The sequence below is a fragment of the Janthinobacterium sp. BHSEK genome (assembly GCF_056174685.1).
Map to the genome: position 1 here is coordinate 56,506 of NZ_JBWBYV010000014.1, position 19,939 is coordinate 76,444.

Annotated in this window: 17 protein-coding genes; 13 read left to right on the top strand and 4 right to left on the bottom strand. The window is 59.5% G+C overall.

Features of this window, described 5'->3' with window-relative positions; genetic code table 11:
- Nucleotides 1–17 precede the first annotated feature (17 nt).
- The 5 genes from AC0V2Y_RS06780 (at nt 18) to AC0V2Y_RS06800 (ending at nt 3,261) form a co-directional block, all read left to right on the top strand.
- Nucleotides 18–923, top strand: a complete 906-nt coding sequence (locus AC0V2Y_RS06780) for a DUF6279 family lipoprotein (protein WP_475415795.1) — start codon at nt 18–20, stop codon at nt 921–923.
- A gap of 70 nt (nt 924–993) precedes the next feature.
- A complete protein-coding gene (rsmD, locus tag AC0V2Y_RS06785) occupies nt 994–1,653 on the top strand; it encodes a 16S rRNA (guanine(966)-N(2))-methyltransferase RsmD (RefSeq protein WP_475415794.1) in 660 nt (219 codons plus the stop codon).
- Nucleotides 1,654–1,765: 112 nt separating this feature from the next.
- Nucleotides 1,766–2,263 carry a pantetheine-phosphate adenylyltransferase gene (coaD, locus tag AC0V2Y_RS06790; protein WP_034752633.1) on the top strand — a complete coding sequence of 166 codons (498 nt, stop codon included), beginning with the start codon at nt 1,766–1,768 and terminating at the stop codon, nt 2,261–2,263.
- A 14-nt stretch (nt 2,264–2,277) separates the two neighbouring features.
- Nucleotides 2,278–2,544 (top strand): YfhL family 4Fe-4S dicluster ferredoxin, encoded by a 267-nt coding sequence (locus AC0V2Y_RS06795; protein ID WP_070218911.1) that lies wholly within the window; start codon nt 2,278–2,280, stop codon nt 2,542–2,544.
- Nucleotides 2,545–2,652: 108 nt separating this feature from the next.
- Nucleotides 2,653–3,261 carry a chalcone isomerase family protein gene (locus AC0V2Y_RS06800; protein WP_475415793.1) on the top strand — a complete coding sequence of 203 codons (609 nt, stop codon included), beginning with the start codon at nt 2,653–2,655 and terminating at the stop codon, nt 3,259–3,261.
- Between the two features lie 72 nt (nt 3,262–3,333).
- Here AC0V2Y_RS06800 and AC0V2Y_RS06805 read toward each other — a convergent pair whose 3' ends face one another.
- Nucleotides 3,334–3,639, bottom strand: coding sequence for a hypothetical protein (locus tag AC0V2Y_RS06805; protein ID WP_070218913.1), 306 nt, complete (start codon nt 3,637–3,639; stop codon nt 3,334–3,336).
- A 192-nt stretch (nt 3,640–3,831) separates the two neighbouring features.
- On the opposite strand from AC0V2Y_RS06805, the gene AC0V2Y_RS06810 reads away from it, so the two are divergent.
- Nucleotides 3,832–4,812 (top strand): LysR family transcriptional regulator, encoded by a 981-nt coding sequence (locus AC0V2Y_RS06810; RefSeq protein ID WP_034752642.1) that lies wholly within the window; start codon nt 3,832–3,834, stop codon nt 4,810–4,812.
- A 52-nt stretch (nt 4,813–4,864) separates the two neighbouring features.
- Here the strand turns inward: AC0V2Y_RS06810 and AC0V2Y_RS06815 are convergent, their stop codons facing one another.
- Nucleotides 4,865–6,424, bottom strand: coding sequence for a methyl-accepting chemotaxis protein (locus AC0V2Y_RS06815; protein WP_475415792.1), 1,560 nt, complete (start codon nt 6,422–6,424; stop codon nt 4,865–4,867).
- Nucleotides 6,425–6,629: 205 nt separating this feature from the next.
- Nucleotides 6,630–7,085: an Lrp/AsnC ligand binding domain-containing protein gene (locus AC0V2Y_RS06820; protein ID WP_010393827.1), complete on the bottom strand. Its 456-nt coding sequence runs from the start codon at nt 7,083–7,085 to the stop codon at nt 6,630–6,632.
- 207 nt (nt 7,086–7,292) lie between these two features.
- On the opposite strand from AC0V2Y_RS06820, the gene putA reads away from it, so the two are divergent.
- The gene (gene putA, locus AC0V2Y_RS06825; protein WP_475415791.1) at nt 7,293–10,946 is read left to right on the top strand and encodes a trifunctional transcriptional regulator/proline dehydrogenase/L-glutamate gamma-semialdehyde dehydrogenase; all 3,654 of its coding nucleotides are present in this window, start codon (nt 7,293–7,295) and stop codon (nt 10,944–10,946) included.
- A 76-nt stretch (nt 10,947–11,022) separates the two neighbouring features.
- Here putA and AC0V2Y_RS06830 read toward each other — a convergent pair whose 3' ends face one another.
- Nucleotides 11,023–11,799 (bottom strand): 5'-methylthioadenosine/adenosylhomocysteine nucleosidase, encoded by a 777-nt coding sequence (locus AC0V2Y_RS06830; RefSeq protein WP_475415790.1) that lies wholly within the window; start codon nt 11,797–11,799, stop codon nt 11,023–11,025.
- Nucleotides 11,800–13,277: 1,478 nt separating this feature from the next.
- Between AC0V2Y_RS06830 and AC0V2Y_RS06835 the strand changes: the two genes are divergently transcribed.
- From AC0V2Y_RS06835 to AC0V2Y_RS06860, 6 genes are all read left to right on the top strand, one after another.
- On the top strand, nt 13,278–14,903 hold the full coding sequence (locus AC0V2Y_RS06835) for a GMC family oxidoreductase (RefSeq protein ID WP_475415789.1): 1,626 nt from the start codon (nt 13,278–13,280) through the stop codon (nt 14,901–14,903).
- A gap of 133 nt (nt 14,904–15,036) precedes the next feature.
- Nucleotides 15,037–15,807, top strand: coding sequence for an ABC transporter ATP-binding protein (locus tag AC0V2Y_RS06840; protein ID WP_035823437.1), 771 nt, complete (start codon nt 15,037–15,039; stop codon nt 15,805–15,807).
- Nucleotides 15,807–16,535, top strand: a complete 729-nt coding sequence (locus AC0V2Y_RS06845; protein ID WP_070218917.1) for an ABC transporter ATP-binding protein — start codon at nt 15,807–15,809, stop codon at nt 16,533–16,535. Before AC0V2Y_RS06840 ends, AC0V2Y_RS06845 begins: the two co-directional genes overlap by 1 nt.
- 70 nt (nt 16,536–16,605) lie before the next feature.
- A complete protein-coding gene (locus tag AC0V2Y_RS06850; protein ID WP_475415788.1) occupies nt 16,606–17,814 on the top strand; it encodes an ABC transporter substrate-binding protein in 1,209 nt (402 codons plus the stop codon).
- A 161-nt stretch (nt 17,815–17,975) separates the two neighbouring features.
- A complete protein-coding gene (locus tag AC0V2Y_RS06855) occupies nt 17,976–18,860 on the top strand; it encodes a branched-chain amino acid ABC transporter permease (protein ID WP_475415787.1) in 885 nt (294 codons plus the stop codon).
- Between the two features lie 31 nt (nt 18,861–18,891).
- Complete coding sequence (locus tag AC0V2Y_RS06860; RefSeq protein WP_230540106.1) at nt 18,892–19,872, top strand: branched-chain amino acid ABC transporter permease; 981 nt, start codon at nt 18,892–18,894, stop codon at nt 19,870–19,872.
- Nucleotides 19,873–19,939: the final 67 nt, after the last annotated feature.

The following is a 19,939-nucleotide window of genomic DNA, read 5'->3' on the forward strand; positions in this document are numbered from 1 at the left end:
TTTTATAAGTTAAGAATATGAAAAAGTTTAACACGCAGGCCCCGTCTTCCACGCCCTTCCAGCGGTTTACTTATGTCGTGCTGGCCATCATGCTCGTCGTCATGGCCGGCTGCAGCGGCTTGCGCCTGGCCTACAACAACGGTGATACCGTGCTGTACTGGTGGCTGAACGCGTATGTCGACCTGGACCGCGACCAGAAGGGCTGGGTGCGCGAAGACATCGACAAGCTGTTCGACTGGCACCGCAAGACGCAATTGAAGGATTACGTGGAAATCCTGCGCACGGGCCAGAAACAGCTGCAAGGCAATATCACGCAGGCGGACCTGATGGCCGACTACGGCGAGATCAAGCAGCGCACCCAGGCACTGCTGCTGAAGGCGGCGCCCGACTTGGCCGACCTGGCCCGCTCGCTCAAGCCCGAGCAGATCGCGCAGATGGAAAAGAAGTTCAAGTCGAACAATGACGATTATCGCAAGAAATACCTGAGCGGCGACGAGGAGAAGCGTCAGAAATTGCGCTACAAGAAAGCCATGGAGCAATTCGAACTGTGGTTCGGCAGCTTCAGCAGCGAGCAGGAAGCCATCATCCGCAAGGCGTCCGACGCGCGTCCGCTGAACAATGACATCTGGCTCGACGAACGCATGCGGCGCCAGCAGAATGTGTTGACCCTGGTCAAGAAAGTCCACCAAGAAAAACTCGGCAAGGAAGCCACCGCGGCCTTGATCACGACCCTGATCAAGGACAGTTTCGAGCGCCTGGAACATTCGGAACGCAAAGCCTTCTTCGATGCCTACAAAAGCAGCACGGCGCAGATGGTCATGACGGTGATCAAGATCGCCACGCCGGCGCAAAAAGCCCATGCCGTCAAGCGCATGCAGGGCTGGATCGACGATTTCAATTCCCTGGCCACGCAAGTCAAATAGGCAGGCAGCGCCAGCAGGGGGGATGGGGGCCATATGCTATAGTGGCCGCCATCGAATTGAAGAAATCCCCATGCAAAAAAAGATCAAGAAACCCGCCAAAGTCCCCGTCCACCACGCGCCGCCACCGAACCAGGTACGCATCATCGGCGGCCAGTGGAAGCGCTCCGTGCTGCCTGTTTTGCAGGCACTGGGCTTGCGCCCGACGCCGGACCGCGTGCGCGAAACCGTGTTCAACTGGATCAACCACCTGCGCGACGGCGACTGGGCCAACGCCCAGGTGCTGGACCTGTTCGCCGGCAGCGGCGCGCTGGGCTTCGAAGCGGCCAGCCGCGGTGCCGCCTCCGTCACCATGGTCGACACGCATACGCCCGTGATCCGCCAGCTGGAAGAAAACAAGGTGAAATTGCGCGCCGACAATGTCCAGCTGCTGCGCGGCGACGCCCTGCTGACAGCGCAAGGCCTGGCAGCGCGCGGCCAGCGTTACGACCTGATCTTCCTCGACCCGCCTTACCAGCAGGATTTCCTGGCGAAAGTGTTGCCGCTGTGCGCCAACCTGCTCAAGGAGGGCGGCATCGTGTACGCGGAATCGGGCTTGCCGCTGGTCTTCGATGAAGCCAGCGCACTGGAAAAGCCCGAGTGGATGACGCCATGGGAAGTCATCCGCGCCGACAAGGCGGGCACCGTTTATTATCATTTGCTAACTTACAACAAAGTGCCGGCAACTGCCTGAATCTGCCTATAAATGAGGCAAAAAAGCTCCCTGGCCCGAGGCGCAGCACCAAGGTAGTCACCAATTTCAGGCATAATGCGCGTCTATATTGGTGCATCATCAGGGAGCCGCAATGGTTGTAGCCGTTTATCCAGGAACATTCGATCCGCTCACGCGCGGTCATGAAGATTTGGTGCGCCGCGCATCGGGCCTGTTTGACAAGCTGATCGTCGGTGTGGCCGACAGCAAGAACAAGCAACCGTTTTTCTCGCTCGACGAACGCCTGGAAATCGCCAACGAAGTGCTTGGCCACTACCCGAATGTGCAAGTGGAAAGCTTTTCCGGCCTGCTCAAGGATTTCGTGCGCAAGCATGAAGCGCGGGTCATCGTGCGCGGCTTGCGTGCCGTCTCCGACTTCGAATACGAATTCCAGATGGCGGGCATGAACCGCTACCTGCTGCCCGATGTCGAAACCATGTTCCTGACGCCATCCGACCAGTACCAGTTCATTTCGGGCACCATCGTGCGCGAAATCGCGGCGCTGGGCGGCGACGTCTCCAAGTTTGTCTTCCCCTCGGTGAACCGCTGGCTGCAAAACAAGATTGCCGCCAACGCTGCATCATCGCAATAAGTAAGAGTGAAATCATGGCATTACTGATCACCGACGAATGCATCAATTGCGACATTTGCGAGCCCGAGTGCCCGAATGACGCGATCTACATGGGCGCGGAAATCTACGAAATCGATCCCAACAAGTGCACCGAATGCGTGGGCCACTTTGACGAGCCGCAATGCCAGCAAGTGTGCCCCGTCAGCTGCATCCCCTTCAATCCCGCCTGGCGCGAAAGCCCGGAGCAATTGATGGCCAAATACGAACGCCTGCAGGCGGAACTGCCTGCCGCCAAACCCTAAGCATTTCTTCCTCGCCACTTCTGCGTGGCGCCAGCTTCTGCCAACTGTTCTACACTGTGTGCTTGTGCGGACTTATCCACAGCACATGTTTCTCCACGGAGGCAGAAGATGCAAATACGCACATCCCGTCTGGGCCGCTCCCTGGCCGCCGCCTGCCTGTGCGCGGGCCTGTGCGCCGCCTTGGCGCAACCTGCGCTGGCCGTCGAGGTGGGCGGCGTCAAGCTGGACGACACGGTGCAGCTGGCCAGCCGCGAGTTGAAACTCAACGGCGCCGGCGTGCGCTACAAGGTCATCTTCAAGGTCTACACGATTGCGCTGTACCTGCCGGAAAAGAAAACCCAGCTGGCCGAGATCCTGGCGCTGCCCGGGCCGCGCCGCCTGGAAATCGTCATGCTGCGCGACATCACGTCCGACGAGCTGGGTCTGGCCTTCATGCAGGGCTTGAAGCGCAGTTCCGACCAGGCCGACCGCACGCGCCTGCTGAGCCAGACGATGCAGTTCGGCGCCATGTTCGAAATGGTGCCCGGCCTGAAAAAGGGCGATATCCTCACCGTGGACTGGCTGCCGGAAGAGGGGACGTTGTGCAAGCTGAACGGCAAACAGGTGGGCGACACGGTGCCGGACCTGGCCTTTTACAATGCGCTGCTGAAAATCTGGATCGGCGCCCATCCGGCCGACACCTTGTTGCGCGCGCATTTGCTGGGCGATATGGCCTAAAGCGGCCTGAACGAAAACGCGGGCGTAAAAAAGCCGGCTCACGCCGGCTTGTCATTTGCAACAGTTGATCGCTCAGGCGCGCGTCGACAGGGCGCGCAATTCGGCGGCATTGCTTGGCGACACGCCATCCATCTTGCCCAAGGTACGCTGCAAGGCTTGCGCTTCGCGCATCTGCTGGCGCGCCAAACGCTCTTCGCGGCTCAGCTTGGGACGCACCACCAGCACCATGGCGCGGGCGATGCCCACCAGCAAAGGCTTGAACAGCAGGGCGAAGGCGCCCACGGCGACGATCACCAGCACGAGTTGCAGGGCGTTCAGCAGGGAAATCTCCAGCACGGGTGCGGATACTGCGTACAGGGCGGAGGCGAAGGTAGACATACTGTTCCAGTGCATTATAGAATTTGCCAGTACTATAGTGCAGTGCAACATATAAATCTAATTCCATTTCTTGATACCAATTATATGAATCGTGAATGGAAAACTGTAATATTTTTTTACGAGTGAAAATATTCGTGCCCGGCGCGGTTTACACTCTTAAGTAATCAATTCAACTTTTATCTTGGGCTTTCCATGAGTTTTCTGACGCTGGATCTGAACTTGCTGCGTGTTTTCGACGCCGTCATGACGGAACAAAACCTGACGCGCGCAGCGGGCCACCTGGCGATGACGCAGCCGGCGGTATCGAACGCCATCAAACGCCTGCGCGAGAGCCTCGGTGACGAATTGCTGATCCGCACGGCATATGGCGTGAAACCCACGCCCCGCGCCGAAGCGCTGTGGCCGTCCGTGCGCTCGGCTCTGGCCAGCCTGGAAGCGGCCGTCACGCCGGAAACCTTCGACGTGTCGAAAACCCACGCCACCTTCCGTATGGCCATGGCCGATGCGACGGCCGCGTTCTGGCTGCCTTCGCTGATGCGCTCGATCGAACGGGAAGCGCCGGGCGTCAACGTGCGCATGATGCCGCTGACGACGCGCGAACCGCGGCCCATGCTGCTGCGCGGCGATATCGACCTGGCCGTGGGCTTCTTTCCCGGCGTGGCGGCGCAATTGTCGAGCGAGACGGGTTCGCCCATCCGCCACGAGCGCCTGTATTCCGGCAAATATGTATGCGTGATGCGGCGCGGCCATCCGCTGGCCGACAAGGAATTGACTCTGGATAACTATTGCGCGGCCAACCATTTATTGGTGAGCTTTTCCGGCCGCGCGCATGGCTTGATCGACGAAGCGCTGTCGCAGATCCACCGCGAACGGCGCATCTTGTTGACGGTCAACCAGTTCTTCACGGCCGGGCGAGTCGTCGCCAATTCCGACCTGATCACCGTCTTGCCGCGCCATCTGATCGCCTCGACGGGCATGACGGAGTCCCTGCTGTACAAGGATTTGCCCTTGACCTTGCCGGCCGTCCACCTGGACATGCTGTGGCACGAGCGCGACGCCCGCAGCCCCGCCCATAAATGGCTGCGCAATCACCTGGAAAGCATGAACACGCCCACGTTACGCACGGCGACGGCGGCCGGCGGCGGCGTGGCACCGAAGCCGCATATTGAGTAACCGTAGCCGGCCCAAGAAAAAACGCCTGATGATCTCTCATCAGGCGTTTTTTTTATGCGTGACTGCTGGAGCGATAACCGATCCTGAAACCGCCCCAGTGCTTGCCCTCGACGTGGATGGGCACGGATAAATCGTGCATGACCTCGCCCGTGTCGCGTTTATAGGTTTGCAACAGGAAGGGCTTGGTATTGCTGCCGCAGCGCTTGCCCGTGCGGTCGCTGAAGATGCGCTTGGTGCGGTTATTCACCATATCGGTGGCGTAGTCGCCCGTCAACGGCTGGGAAAACTTCTTGTTGTGCGTTGGAAAATAGCCATTGTTGTCGACGGCGCCCGCATACGCCAGATGGGGCAATGCCGCCAGCACGCCTTCCTGCAGCTCGGGCAGCACCTTGTCTGTAAACGCGTCGAACTTCGTGTTGTGCTTGGGTGGATTCGTGTTCGGGATGGGGCGGTAGTGGCGGTCGAACAGGGCTTCGCGCGTGATGCGCCCCGAGGCGATCGCCTGCTCGAACAGTTTGCCCACCTCGCGCGCGGCGCGCTGGGCCGCCTCGCGGATCTCGTCGTGCGGCGTGGCCACGCTCGATTCGCCCAGGGCGCCGGCGATCACTTCGGCCCGCTCGGCCAGGGCCATGGCCGACTGCGTGGCCCGCGGCAATTCCGCATTCGTCGACAGCATGCTGTCGCGGATTTGCAGGATGGCGTCGGCGATCAGCTGCGTCGTGTCGACGTGTTCGCGCGAGGCGCGGGCGATTTGCCCGATCTCGTCTTCGGACTCGCCCGACGATTCCTCGATATGGCTCAATGAGGCATGCACGCTTTCCACATTGCGCGCCGCTTCCGTGACACCGGTAGCGAGCGAACTCATGCCGCGCGCCGCTTTTTCCGACTGTTCATTGATTTCGCGCACCATCACGCTGATTTCATCGGAAGCTTCCTTGGTGCGCTGCGCCAATTGCCGTACTTCGCCGGCCACCACAGCAAAACCGCGCCCGTGTTCGCCGGCGCGCGCCGCTTCGATGGCGGCGTTCAGCGCCAGCAAGTTGGTGCGCGCGGAAATATCGGAAATAGCTTCCGTAAAGCCCGTGATGCGTTTGGATTTTTCCTGCAGGCTCAGCATGGTGGTCGAGGCGCCTTGCGCTTCTTCGCGCGCATGATTGATGCGGCGCAAGCCCTGATCCACTTCGGCGCGCGCCGCCACGCTTTCCACGCGCACGCCGGCGGCCACCTTGGCGGCCCGTTCCGCATTGGCGGCGATCTTTTCCGTCATCGCGGCATTTTGCACGGAGCTGTCGGCGATCTCGCTGGCCGTGCGCACGTCGAGTTCCACCTTCTGTTTGACGGAATCGACAAAATACGAGGTTTCCGCCGCGCCGATCATAATGGCATCGATGGCGTTGCCCACCGTGTCGGCGAACTCGTGCAAGCCCGGCTCGCCGCGCGGACGGCCGGCAAATGCCAGCAGCGCGGCACCGATGGCGGCGGCCACGCAGGCGATCAGATACGGATGGTCGCCGCCCGAGAGCAGCAGCAGGTAGGCCAGGCAACAGGCCATGGCCATGGCCAGGATCGTGAATACAAAGAAACGCACCAGCTGATGCTGCAACTGCTTCATTTGTCCCCCGCTGCGCGAACCCGCCACGCCCCGTTGAGGGGACGTGCTGTAACCGTATGCGGGTGGGCACGATTGCCCAACCTTGCACCCTGAAGTTACCGTCTGCGCGGCGTTTCAGGCGGCTACCGGATAGCAGAATTGTAGTTCTACCCTACAACATTTGTTCCGATAGCTCAATCAGAAAAGTGGGGCCGCTACACCGGGGTCACTTAATTGGCAATTTGGTGGTGTTTTTGACCTCTTCCATGACGGCATAAGTGTGGGTTTCCCGCACACCTTTTTGCAGCAAGGTCTTGCCCAGGAATTCGCGGTAGGCCGCCATGTCCTTGACGCGCGCCTTGACCAGGTAATCGAAACCGCCGGCCACCATATGACATTCCAGTACCTCTGGAATGATTTGTACGCTATGCTTGAAGGCGTCGAACACTTCCGGTGTCGTGCGATCGAGCACCACTTCGATGAATACCAGCAGCGAGACGTCGAGCAGCTGCGGGTTCAACTGGGCCGTATAGCCCATGATGTAACCGGATTCGTGCAGCTTGCGCACGCGCTCCAGGCAGGCGGCAGGCGACAGGTTCACGCGCGCGGCCAGCTCCACATTGCTGATGCGTCCATCGCTCTGCAATTCCATCAAGATTTTCTTACTGATCTTGTCCAGCATTCCTATCACCCCCAAATTAATATTATTTGGTTAAATTGTCGCATCAAAAACTATCTATTGCTAGCCCCCTGTATTACCAGAATTAATCCATAAGAATCCCCTTTACAATCGAATCATCTTAACGTCCGACTTTCTGTATTTTTTTGCACCAAAAAAGAGCAAGAATTACGTCAGTTTTCGTCCCCTTTTTCCTTGTAAAGAGCACTTATGCACCCTGCAGGCCCCTCGGCTTTTACCCCGATTCCTTTTGCTGCGTTCCAGGCAGAAATCCTGCCCGAAGCGACACCCCAACGCGCCGCCATCACTGCCGCCTATAGGCGCGACGAGGTTTCCGCCGTGCAGTGGCTGTTGCAACAAGTCCGCCCCAGCAGCACCGAAACGACGGCCGAAGGACAAGCGCTGGCGCACCGCCTGGTCTCGAACGTGCGCCAAAAACGCACACGCGCGTCCGGCGTCGATGCACTGATGCACGAGTTCTCGCTGTCGTCGGAAGAGGGTGTTGCATTGATGTGTCTGGCGGAAGCGCTGTTGCGTATACCCGACAGTCAAACGGCCGACCGTTTGATCGCCGACAAAATCAGCAAGGGCGACTGGCGCAAGCATCTGGGCGAATCGCCGTCGCTGTTCGTCAACGCGGCCACCTGGGGTTTGCTGATTACGGGAAAACTGGTCAGTACCAGCAGCGAATCGGGCCTCGGTTCGGCCATGACCAAGCTCATCGCCAAAGGCGGCGAACCGCTGATCCGCAAGGGCGTCGACCTGGCCATGCGCATGCTGGGCAACCAGTTCGTGACGGGCCAGACCATCGAGGAAGCGCTGAAGAACAGCCGCGAGAATGAGACGCGCGGCTACCGTTACTCGTACGACATGCTGGGCGAGGCGGCCCTGACGCAAGCCGACGCGGCCAACTATTACGCCTCGTACGAAACGGCGATCCATGCGATCGGCAAGGCATCGAACGGGCGCGGCATCCGCAACGGCCCCGGCATTTCCGTGAAACTGTCGGCCCTGCACGCGCGCTACAGCCGCGCCCAGCGCGCCCGCGTCATGGAAGAATTGCTGCCAAAGGTCAAAGCGCTGCTGTTGCTGGCAAAACAGTACAACATCGGCTTCAATATCGATGCGGAAGAAACGGATCGCCTGGAACTGTCGCTGGACCTGATGGAAGCACTGGCTTTCGATGCGGACCTGGCCGGTTTCGACGGCATCGGCTACGTGGTGCAGGCGTATCAGAAGCGCTGCCCCTACGCCATCGATTTCCTGGTCGACCTGGCGCACCGCAGCGGCCGCAAGTTCATGGTGCGCCTGGTCAAGGGCGCGTATTGGGATGCGGAAGTCAAACGCGCGCAAGTCGATGGCCAGGAAGGCTATCCCGTCTACACGCGCAAGGTCTACACGGACGTGTCTTACCTTGTGTGTGCGCAAAAACTGCTGGCCGCCAGCAGCCTGATCTATCCGCAATTTGCCACGCACAACGCGCAAACCCTGGCGACCATCTATACCTGGGCAAAACGCGACGGCATCACCGACTACGAATTCCAGTGCCTGCACGGCATGGGCGAAACCCTGTACGACCAGGTCGTCGGCCCCGACAATCTGGACAAGCCGTGCCGCATCTACGCGCCCGTCGGCTCGCATGAAACCCTGCTGGCCTACCTGGTGCGCCGCCTGCTGGAAAACGGCGCCAACTCGTCGTTCGTCAACCAGATCGTCGACGAAAGCGTGGCCATCGATAGCCTGATCCGCGATCCCCTGGAACAGGCGCGCCTGCAGGGCGGCTTGCCGCACCCATCGATTCCGCTGCCGCTGGACATGTTTGGCAACGAGCGCAGGAACTCGGCCGGCCTGGACCTGTCGAATGAAGACACCTTGCGCACGCTGGCCACCGGCCTGGCGCAGCAGCAACAATGGCAGGCGGCGCCGCTGATCGATGGCGCCGTCAGCCTGAACGGCCCCACGTACATGCTGCACAATCCGGCCCAGCACGACGATGTCGTGGGCAAGGTCATGGAAGCCGGTCCGGCCGACGTGGAAACGGCGCTGGCCAGCGCCAGCGCCTACGCCATGGATTGGCAAACCACGCAACCATCGCTGCGCGCGCAAGCGTTGCAACGCGCGGCCGACCTGTTCGAAGAACACCATATCGAGCTGATGGCCCTGGCCGTGCGCGAAGCGGGCAAGTCGCTGCCGAACGCGATCGCGGAAATCCGCGAAGCCGTCGACTTCCTGCGCTACTACGCGGCGCAGGTGGAACACGCGCCGGCTACCCTGGCGCTCGGTCCCGTCACCTGCATCAGCCCGTGGAATTTTCCATTGGCCATCTTTACGGGCCAACTGGCCGCCGCCCTGGCAGCGGGCAACGTAGTGCTGGCCAAGCCGGCCGAGCAAACGCCGCTGATCGCCCACCGCGCCGTGCAGCTGCTGCACGCGGCGGGCGTGCCGCGCGGTGCGCTGCAATTCTTGCCCGGCAGCGGAGAAGTCGTCGGCGCCGGCCTGTGCAATGACGCGCGCGTCAAAGGCGTGATTTTCACGGGCTCGACGGAAGTGGCGCAATTGATCAACCGCAACCTGGCTGCGCGCGCCGTGACCGAAGGCATCGACATTCCCCTGATCGCCGAAACGGGCGGCCAGAACGCGCTGATCGTCGATTCGTCGGCCTTGCCGGAGCAAGTGGTGCAGGACGTGATGTCGTCCGCTTTCGATAGCGCCGGCCAGCGCTGCTCGGCCTTGCGCGTGCTGTTCCTGCAAACGGAAATCGCCGACAAGACCATCCACATGCTGAAAGGCGCCATGCAGGAATTGCGCGTTGGCAATCCTGACCGCCTGGCCACCGATATCGGTCCCGTCATCGATGCGGAAGCGCAAAGCAACTTGCTGGCGCACATCAACAAGATGAAAACCATGGCCATCGACCATTATTCGCTCGATTTACCGACCGTCAAAGGCACGTTCGTCGCCCCGACCGTGCTGGAAATCAAGTCGCTGGCGCAATTGACGCAGGAAGTCTTCGGCCCCGTGCTGCACGTGATCCGCTACAAGCGATCCGAACTGCCGCAACTGGTGCAATCGATCAACGACAGCGGTTACGGCTTGACCCTGGGCATCCATACGCGCATCGATGAAACCATCGACTTCATCACCAAACGCGCGCACGTGGGCAATATTTATGTGAACCGCAACATCGTCGGCGCCGTCGTCGGCGTGCAGCCGTTCGGCGGCGAAGGCAAATCGGGCACCGGTCCGAAGGCAGGCGGCCCCCTGTACCTGAAACGCCTGCAGCGCCATGCGCCGGCCGGCGCGCAGCACCAGCGCCAGGCGCCGCCGGCGCTCGATGCGCTGACCGTGTGGGCGAAGATGCATGGCCACGACAAGGTCGAGCAACTGGCGCAGGAATACGCGCGCACCACCTTGCTGGGCAGCACCACCGTCTTGCCAGGCCCGACGGGCGAGCGCAATACCCTGAGCTTTGCGGCACGGGGCACGATTCTGTGCGCGGCAGCCACTTCCGGCACCTTGATGAACCAGCTGGCAGCCGTGCTGGCCACCGGTAACCAGGCCCTGGTGCTGGCGCAAGCGCCGGACCTGATCCCGGCCGACTTGCCGGCGGCGCTGAAGGACCGCATCCAGGTCGTCAGCAACCTGGAGTCGGTCAAGCATGATTTCCAGATCGCCATGATCGAACCGAGCCTCGATGGCCAGCTCAAACCGCTGCTGGCGGCACGGGAAGGGGCCCTGGTGGGCACCATCACCACCACGCAGGACGATGTCATCCCCCTGTGGCGCCTCGTTGCTGAGCGGGCGCTGTGCGTGAATACGACGGCAGCGGGCGGTAACGCGAGTTTAATGATGCTGAGTGTCTAATATTTAAGCAGGTCATCAACGCAAAAAGGGCAGAACCAGTGGTTCTGCCCTTTTTTTATGCACGCTAACTGAAAAATCAGCCGGCCAGGCGCTGGCACAATTGCTGAATCACCGTCAACGCGTACGGCGAGGCGACGGATTGCACGAAACGCATGAAGTCGACGGCGGCCTCCTCATTCGCGTTGTCGGAAATGGTGCGCATGACCGTAAACGGCACACCGAGTTCAAAACACACTTGCGCCACGGCGGCGCCTTCCATTTCGACGGCCAGCAGGTCGGGGATATCCACTTTGAGCTGGTTGATATGCGCGGCGCTGCTGATGAATTGGTCGCCGCTGGCGATCAGGCCCCGGTGCACTTGCGCGTGCTGCAAGCCAAATGCCGCGATATCGGCCGCCTTGAGCACACTGGAAACATCGTCACGCAAAAAATCTTCCGCGGCAGCTGCCAGTTGCGTGCTCAGTTCCAGGTCCGTGGCGAAGCGCTGCAGCCCCGTCAGCGGCACTTCAAAGCGGGGAAACAAAGGACGGGCATCCATATCGTGCTGCAGCAGCGCTTCCGCCACCACGATATCGCCCACTTTGACGTGTTTATCCCCACTGCCGGCCACGCCGGTGAAGACGATGTGGGTAACTCCGTACTTTTCCACAAGGATAGAAGCTGTCATGGCAGCGGCAACCTTGCCCAGACGCGACAGAACGCACACAGCGTCGATATTCCACAGGGTTCCCAGGGTGTAGTCGCGCATGCCGTGCGAACGCCTCTGGGGGCCTTGCATGGCTTCTACCAGCCCCTGCTGTTCTTCGTGCAAGGCACTGATGATGCCTAATCGCATTTTTTTGTGTGAATTCATGCTGTTTTTACAGGTTTTTTGCATTGCAAAACGGTTTATAGGGTGAAAACAGCCGTTTCGGCGACTTTTCCACCGTGCGCGTTTGTCTCTGTGTTTTAAATAAAGATGTATACATAAAAATAGTAGTGATAGTAAACGGCCATTTTTTTGTGGATAAGTCGGTATACCATCGAAAAATCATCGACTTAGCACACAAAAAAGTAGGCGCACAAGCATTGTATCTACGGAGGACTTGTTTGGGATAAAAATTGGCTTGTGGACAAAGATCGACTTTTCCCACATCTCATCCTGTGGATATGCAGGCACTTATCCACACCAGCAAGCAAAAATCGCCGTTTTTCTTGCTGCAGTGACATGTTTGACGGGATTTGCGTGCACGGATCCCTGTCTGGCAATCCAAGCTGAGTGATCAGGAACGCGCTTCTTTCACGAACATCGGCATCCAGGTGATTCCTGAAGACGGTTTGGCAGTGGGTCGTGCTGTCGCCGTTGTCTTTTTTTTGGGCGTTTTTTGCATGCTTTTGGGAAATATCCCCGCACTTCCGCTTTTTTTGTCGGTTTACAATAGATCTATATATAAAAATAGTAGTAATAGTAAACGCGTTTTTTTCTGTGGATAAGTCGCTTTTTTTCAACAGGATCAATCGTTTACGCGCAAAATAAAGCGTGCATAATCGCTGTATCACGCGAGGAGCAAAATTGTATAAAATGCGGGCCTGCGCATAACTTCGTGTTTACTCACAAGTCATCCTGTGGATATCAAGTTACTTATCCACAATCGTCTCAAATTATCCCTCTTTTCGACATCGCACCGTTTCTTGCCGCGTACCTGGCCAGGTCGGTTGACGCTTCCATTTTGCAAAACGGTTTGGCAGTGCTGCTTGCATGACGCTGGCCGTGCCGGTTTTCGTCGCTCAGTTGTTGACTGGATTTTTTTTGCGTACAGAAGCCGCTTGCGGTTTTTTTTGCAGGAGAAGGCTGCAGGGCTTTCCTTCGTAGCAAGGGCAGGCAAAGCGCGCGTTGTCGGGTTTACCTTAACAAGATCGTATACAAGAATAGTAATAGTAGTTAACGGCGACAACTTCTGTGGATAAGTCCTGATTTATCCTTGTAAACAATCGCTTGGCGTACGGATAAACGCTGAGTAAGCGTTGTATCTGCCTGGGATGGTTTTGGGATAAAAAAAACTCGTCCAAAAAAATTTTCGTTTACTCACATATCGTACCTGTGGATATCCATATGGTTATCCACAGCTGGCAGACCCTGTTTGGAACGGGTTTTTAGCTGTCAGACGAGCTCGTTTACGCGGTGATCACGCAGGTCATGCGATTAATGTCGCCCTGGCCCGGCACTGGTGGTAATCTCAATGTGGCTCAGCAGCCATGCATGCATGCATGAAGAAAGACAGACTCTGGTAACGGGACGCGGTGGGGAGACACGCCGCGCGACAGCTTGATGGCATACCGAAAGGAGCTTCATTGGAATCGGCAGGCGAATACGACTACATCATCGTGGGCGGCGGCACGGCAGGTTGCGTGCTGGCCAACCGGCTCACGCGCGACAAGGATGCCAACGTTTTGCTCGTGGAAGCGGGCGGCAAGGATGATTACGTGTGGATCCACATCCCCGTCGGCTATCTGCATTGCATCGGCAATCCCCGCACGGACTGGTTATATACCACACAGGCGGATGCGGGCCTGGGCGGGCGCAGCCTGATCTATCCACGCGGCAAAGTCCTGGGCGGCAGCTCGTCCATCAACGGCATGATCTACATGCGGGGCCAGGCCGGCGATTACGATCACTGGGCCGACCTGACGGACGACGCTTCCTGGCGCTGGGACAAGGTCTTGCCGCTGTTTAAGCAAAGCGAGGATTATTACGGCGGCGCCTCGGAAAACCATGGCGTGGGCGGCGAATGGCGCGTGGAAAAACAGCGCCTGTCGTGGGATATCCTGAACGCGTTCCGCGACGCGGCGCAGCAGGTGGGCATCCCGAAAACCAGCGATTTCAATGGCGGCGACAACAGCGGCAGCGCGTATTTCGACGTCAATCAGCGCCGCGGCATCCGCTGGAATACCTCGAAAGCGTTCTTGAAACCGGCTGCGCGCCGCCCGAACCTGACCATCATGACGGGTTGTCACGTGGAACGTCTTTTGCTCGAGGCCACGGAAACGGGACCCCGTTGCACGGGCATCGTGTTTACGGGCGGCGGCACGCAGTGGCAGGCGACGGCGAAACGGGAAACCTTGCTGACGGCGGGTGCCATCGGTTCGCCCCAATTGCTGCAACTGTCCGGCATCGGCCCGGCCGCCTTGCTGCGCGAACACGGCATCACGCCCGTGCTGGACTCGCCTGGCGTGGGCGGCAATTTGCAAGACCATTTGCAGCTGCGCATGGTTTTCAAGGTGCAGGGCGTCAAGACCTTGAATGTGATGGCCAGCAATATCGTTGGAAAAATGCAGATCGGCTTGCAATATGCGCTGTTCCAGAGCGGGCCCATGTCGATGGCGCCGTCGCAGCTGGGGGCGTTCGCCAAGTCCGATCCGCAGCAAGCCACGCCGAACCTGCAATACCACGTGCAGCCGCTGTCGCTCGACAAATTCGGCGAACCCTTGCACGCCTTTCCCGCGTTTACGGCCAGCGTCTGCAATCTGCGCCCCACCTCGCGCGGGCATGTGCACATCGCGTCGGCCGACAGCTATGCGGCGCCGAAGATCGTGCCTAATTACCTGAGTACCGAGCAGGACCGCGCCGTGGCGGCCGACGCCTTGCGCCTGACGCGGGCCATCGCCGCCGCGCCGGCCCTGAAAAAATTTGCGCCGCAGGAATACAAGCCTGGCGTGCAATTCCAGAGCCAGGAAGAGCTGGCGCAGGCGGCCAGCCAGATCGGCACCACCATCTTTCATCCCGTAGGCACCTGCCGCATGGGCGTGACAGGCGATGCCGCGAGCGTGGTCGACAGTTCCTTGCGCGTGATCGGCGTGGCTGGTTTACGCGTCGTCGATGCCTCGATCATGCCGTACATTACTTCTGGTAACACGAACTCGCCCACCGTGATGATCGCGGAAAAAGCGGCGCAAATGATACATGCAGCCTGGAAATGACCGCGTAAAAGCGCGGGTTTGCGCCATTCGGGATGGCGAAAAATCCCCGTAGTTATACTGTATTGTGCGTTAAATTTAAGTTGTGTATTATAAAAATGACTAAGTAGTACAAAAAGTACAACTAGGAGACACGATGTCAAACGTAATCTTGGAAACAAGAAATTTGACCAAGGAATTCAAGGGGTTCACCGCTGTGAGCGAGGTGAACCTGAAGGTAGAGCGGGGCCATATCCACGCCTTGATCGGTCCTAACGGCGCCGGCAAGACCACGTGTTTCAACTTGCTCACCAAATTCCTGGTCCCCACATCCGGACAGATCCTGTTCAATGGGAAAGATATCACGGCCGCCAAACCGGCCCAGATCGCGCGCATGGGCGTGATCCGTTCCTTCCAGATTTCCGCCGTCTTCCCGCATTTGTCCGTGCTGCAGAATGTACGCATCGGCTTGCAGCGCCAGCTCGGTACCTCGTTCCACTTCTGGCAAAGCGAACGTGCCTTGAACCAGCTCAACGACCGAGCCATGGCCTTGCTGGCCGAAGTCGACCTGACGGAGTTTGCCGACACCATTACGGTCGATATGCCCTACGGGCGCAAGCGGGCGCTGGAGATCGCCACGACCCTGGCGATGGAGCCGGAAATGATGCTGCTCGATGAACCGACGCAAGGCATGGGCCACGAAGACGTGCACCGCGTCACCGAGCTGATCAAGAAAGTGTCGGCCGGCCGCACGATTTTGATGGTGGAACACAATATGAGCGTGGTGTCTGGCATCTGCGACAAGATTTCCGTCCTGCAGCGCGGTGCCATGCTGGCCGAGGGCAGTTACGCGGAAGTGTCGCGCAATCCGCAGGTGATGGAAGCGTACATGGGCACCACCCACGCCGAACTGGAAGGGGCGCATTGATGGCGACACAAGTGAATGGCGGCGCACCCGCGCTGGAAATTACGCAACTGCACACCTGGTATGGCGAATCGCACATCCTGCACGACGTCAATCTGAAAGTGGAGCAGGGCGAAGTGGTGACTTTGCTGGGCCGCAACGGCGCCGGCCGCACGACCACCTTGCGCGCCATCATGGGACTGACGGGCGCGCGCACGGGCTCCATCAAAGTCAATGGCAGCGAAGCGATAGGTTTGGCCACGCACAAAATCGCCCACCTGGGTATCGGTTACTGTCCTGAAGAGCGCGGTATTTTCTCGTCGCTGTCGACCGAGGAAAACCTGTTGCTGCCGCCGACCCTGGCCAGCGGAGAGAAGGGCATGTCGGTGGAGGAAATCTACGCCATGTTCCCGAATTTGCAGGAACGCCGTCACAGCCAGGGCACGCGCCTGTCGGGCGGGGAACAGCAGATGCTGGCCGTGGCCCGCATCCTGCGCACGGGCGCGCGATTGCTGCTGCTCGATGAAATTTCCGAAGGCCTGGCGCCCGTCATCGTGCAGGGGCTGGCGCGCATGATCACCACCCTGAAGGCGAAGGGGTACACCATCGTCATGGTGGAACAGAATTTCCGGTTTGCCGCGCCGCTGGCGGACCGGTTTTATGTGATGGAGCACGGTCAGATCGTCGAGACTTTTGCTGCATCCGAACTGGAAGCCAAGATGCCGGTATTGACCGAGCTGCTTGGCGTGTAATGCCCATGTAGTTCCGTATCGTCGTCGAGCAATCGTTTAAATAGCAAACAATAATCCCAACGGAGACACTATGAAACGTAACGCTATCGCCATTGCCACCGCCACCCTGTGCGCCCTGGGTTTTTCCGCTGCCGCACATGCCCAGGTATCGGGCGACACCATCAAGATCGGTTTTATTTCCGACATGTCGGGCGTGTATTCCGACGTCGACGGCCTCGGCGGCGCGGAAGCCATCAAGATGGCGATCGCCGATGCCGGCGTGGTACTGGCCGGCAAGAAGGTGGAGTTTATTTCCGCCGACCATCAAAACAAGGCCGACATCGCCGCCTCGAAGGCGCGCGAATGGTTCGACCAGCAAGGCGTCGACATGCTGATCGGCGGCACCAATTCCGGCGCCAGCCTGGCCATGGCCAAGGTCGCGGCGGAAAAGAAGAAAATTTTTATTGCCATCGGCGCCGGCTCCTCGCGCCTGACGAATGAAGAGTGCACGCCGTACACCGTGCATTACGCCTATGACACGGTGGCGCTGGCGCGCGGCACGGGCGGCACCATCGTCAAACAGGGCGGCAAGAACTGGTATTTCATGACGGCCGACTATGCGTTTGGCCATTCGCTGGAAAAAGACACGGCCGAGGTCGTCAAGGCGGCCGGCGGCAAGGTGCTGGGCAGCGTCAAGCATCCGCTGGGCGCGTCCGATTTCTCGTCCTTCCTGCTGCAGGCGCAAGCGGCCAAACCGCAGATCCTCGGCCTGGCCAATGCGGGCGGCGACGCCATCAACAGTATCAAGGCGGCCAATGAGTTCGGCCTGACCAAATCGATGAAACTGGCCGGCTTGCTGATCTTCATCAATGACATCCACTCGCTGGGCTTGAACCTGACGCAAGGCATGTACCTGACCGATGGCTGGTACTGGGACTTGAATGCGGAAACGCGCGCCTGGTCGAAACGCTATTTTGCCAAGATGAAGAAGGAACCGTCGATGCTGCAGGCGGCCGATTATTCGGCCGCGGCGAACTACCTGAAAGCCGTCAAGGCGATCGGCACGGATGATACCGAGAAAGTCATGGCGTATCTGAAAAAGACCAAGATCAACGACATGTTCACCCAGAATGGCGAAGTGCGTCCCGATGGCCGCATGGTGCACGATATGTACCTGATGGAAGTCAAGAAACCGTCCGAGTCGAAATACCCATGGGATTACTACAAGGTGGTGGCCACCGTACCCGGTGCGCAAGCGTATGTGACCAAGGCTGAATCGAAGTGTTCGCTGTGGAAATAACGCTGTAGCCACATCCGCGGAGCGCCCGCCGCCGCGCGGGCGCTCCGTCCTGCATGCGCTTCGCTCGCAGGGTTCGCCTTGCGCCGCCGTACCCGTTTGCGGTGGCGCGTTTCCCTTGATACCACACCGTCTTGCGGCGGTGCTTTTTATACTGTGATGCCATGGAAATTTTCGGCGTTCCATTACAAGCGATGATGAGCCAGCTGCTGCTGGGTCTCGTCAACGGCTCGTTCTATGCCATGTTGTCCCTCGGTCTGGCCGTCATCTTCGGCTTGCTTAACGTTATTAACTTCTCGCATGGCGCCATGTACATGATGGGCGCCTTCCTGGCCTGGATGGGCCTCAGCTATTTCGACATCAGTTACTGGGTCATGCTGGTCGTCGCCCCGATTCTCGTCGGCCTGGTCGGCATCCTGATCGAGAAAACCATGCTGCGCTGGCTGTACAAACTCGACCACCTGTATGGCTTGCTGCTGACGTTCGGCATCACCCTGATCATGGAAGGCGTGTTCCGCTCCTTCTATGGCGTCTCGGGCCAGCCGTATGCCGTGCCCGAAGCGCTGGCCGGCGCGACGGACCTCGGTTTCATGATCTTGCCGAACTACCGCGCCTGGGTGGTGATCGCCTCGCTCTCCGTGTGCCTGGCCACCTGGTTCGTCATCGAGAAAACCAAATTAGGGGCCTACCTGCGGGCCGGCACGGAAAACCCGAAACTGGTGGAAGCGTTCGGCATTAACGTGCCGCTGATGGTGACGCTGACGTTCGGCTTCGGCGTGGCGCTGGCCGGGTTCGCCGGCGTGCTGGCGGCGCCGATCATCCAGGTCTCGCCGCTGATGGGCTCGAACCTGATCATCGTCGTGTTTGCCGTGGTGGTGATCGGCGGCATGGGTTCCATCATGGGCTCCATCCTGACGGGCCTCGGCCTGGGCGTGATCGAGGGCCTGACCCGCGTGTTCTACCCGGAAGGCTCGGCCACCGTGGTGTTCGTGGTGATGGTCATCGTGCTGTTGCTGCGTCCCGCCGGCCTGTTCGGCAAAGAAAAGTAATCCTCATCAGTCATGTATTGGAGCTACCACGATGAATAAGAATGTAGGCTACGCCATTGCCCTGCTGCTGGCGTTGGCGGCCCCGTTTTACGGCTATCCCGTCTTCCTGATGAAGTTGCTGTGCTTTGCCCTGTTTGCCTGCGCGTTCAACTTGCTGATCGGCTACACGGGCTTGCTGTCGTTCGGCCACGCGGCCTTCTTCGGCGGCGCCGGCTATGTCACCGGCTATGCGCTGCGCACCTGGGGCTGGCCGACGGAACTGGGCTTGCTGGCCGGCGTCGCCACGGGCGCCTTGCTGGGGCTGGTGATCGGCGGCCTGGCGATCCGCCGCCAGGGCATCTACTTTACGATGATCACCCTGGCGCTGGCGCAGATGGTGTACTTCCTGGCCTTGCGCCTGCCGTTCACGGGCGGCGAGGATGGCTTGCAGGGTGTTCCACGTGGAACCTTGCTGGGCACGATAGACCTGGGCAATGACACGGTGTTGTACTACGTCGTGCTGGCCATTTTTGTCGCTGGCTTCGCCCTGATCGTACGCACCATCCACTCGCCTTTCGGTCAGGTCCTCAAGGCGATCAAGGAAAACGAGCCGCGCGCCATCTCGCTCGGTTACGACGTCAACAAGTACAAGCTGATGGCCATCGTCCTGTCGGCTTCCTTGGCCGCGCTGGCCGGCGCCACCAAGACCCTGGTGCTGGGCTTTGAAACCCTGACCGACGTGTACTGGGGCATGTCGGGCCTGGTCGTGCTGATGACCTTGGTGGGCGGCATGGGCACCTTGTCCGGCCCCATCCTCGGCGCCGTGCTGATCATCGCGCTGGAAAACAAGCTGGGCGATGTTGGCACCTACCTGGCCACGCACACGGGCATCGAATGGTTCGGCACCCTGGGCGAATCGGTGGGCATGGTCACGGGCGTGATCTTCGTCATCTGCGTGCTGCTGTTCCGGCGCGGCATCGTCGGCGAAGCCATCGCGCGTTTCGGCGGCAGGGCGGCCAAAGCCGCTGTCTGATTTTCAAGCAACGCCGGACGGATCGTCCGGCGTTTTTCATTGTGCGTCCACTGTTACTTCAACGGAG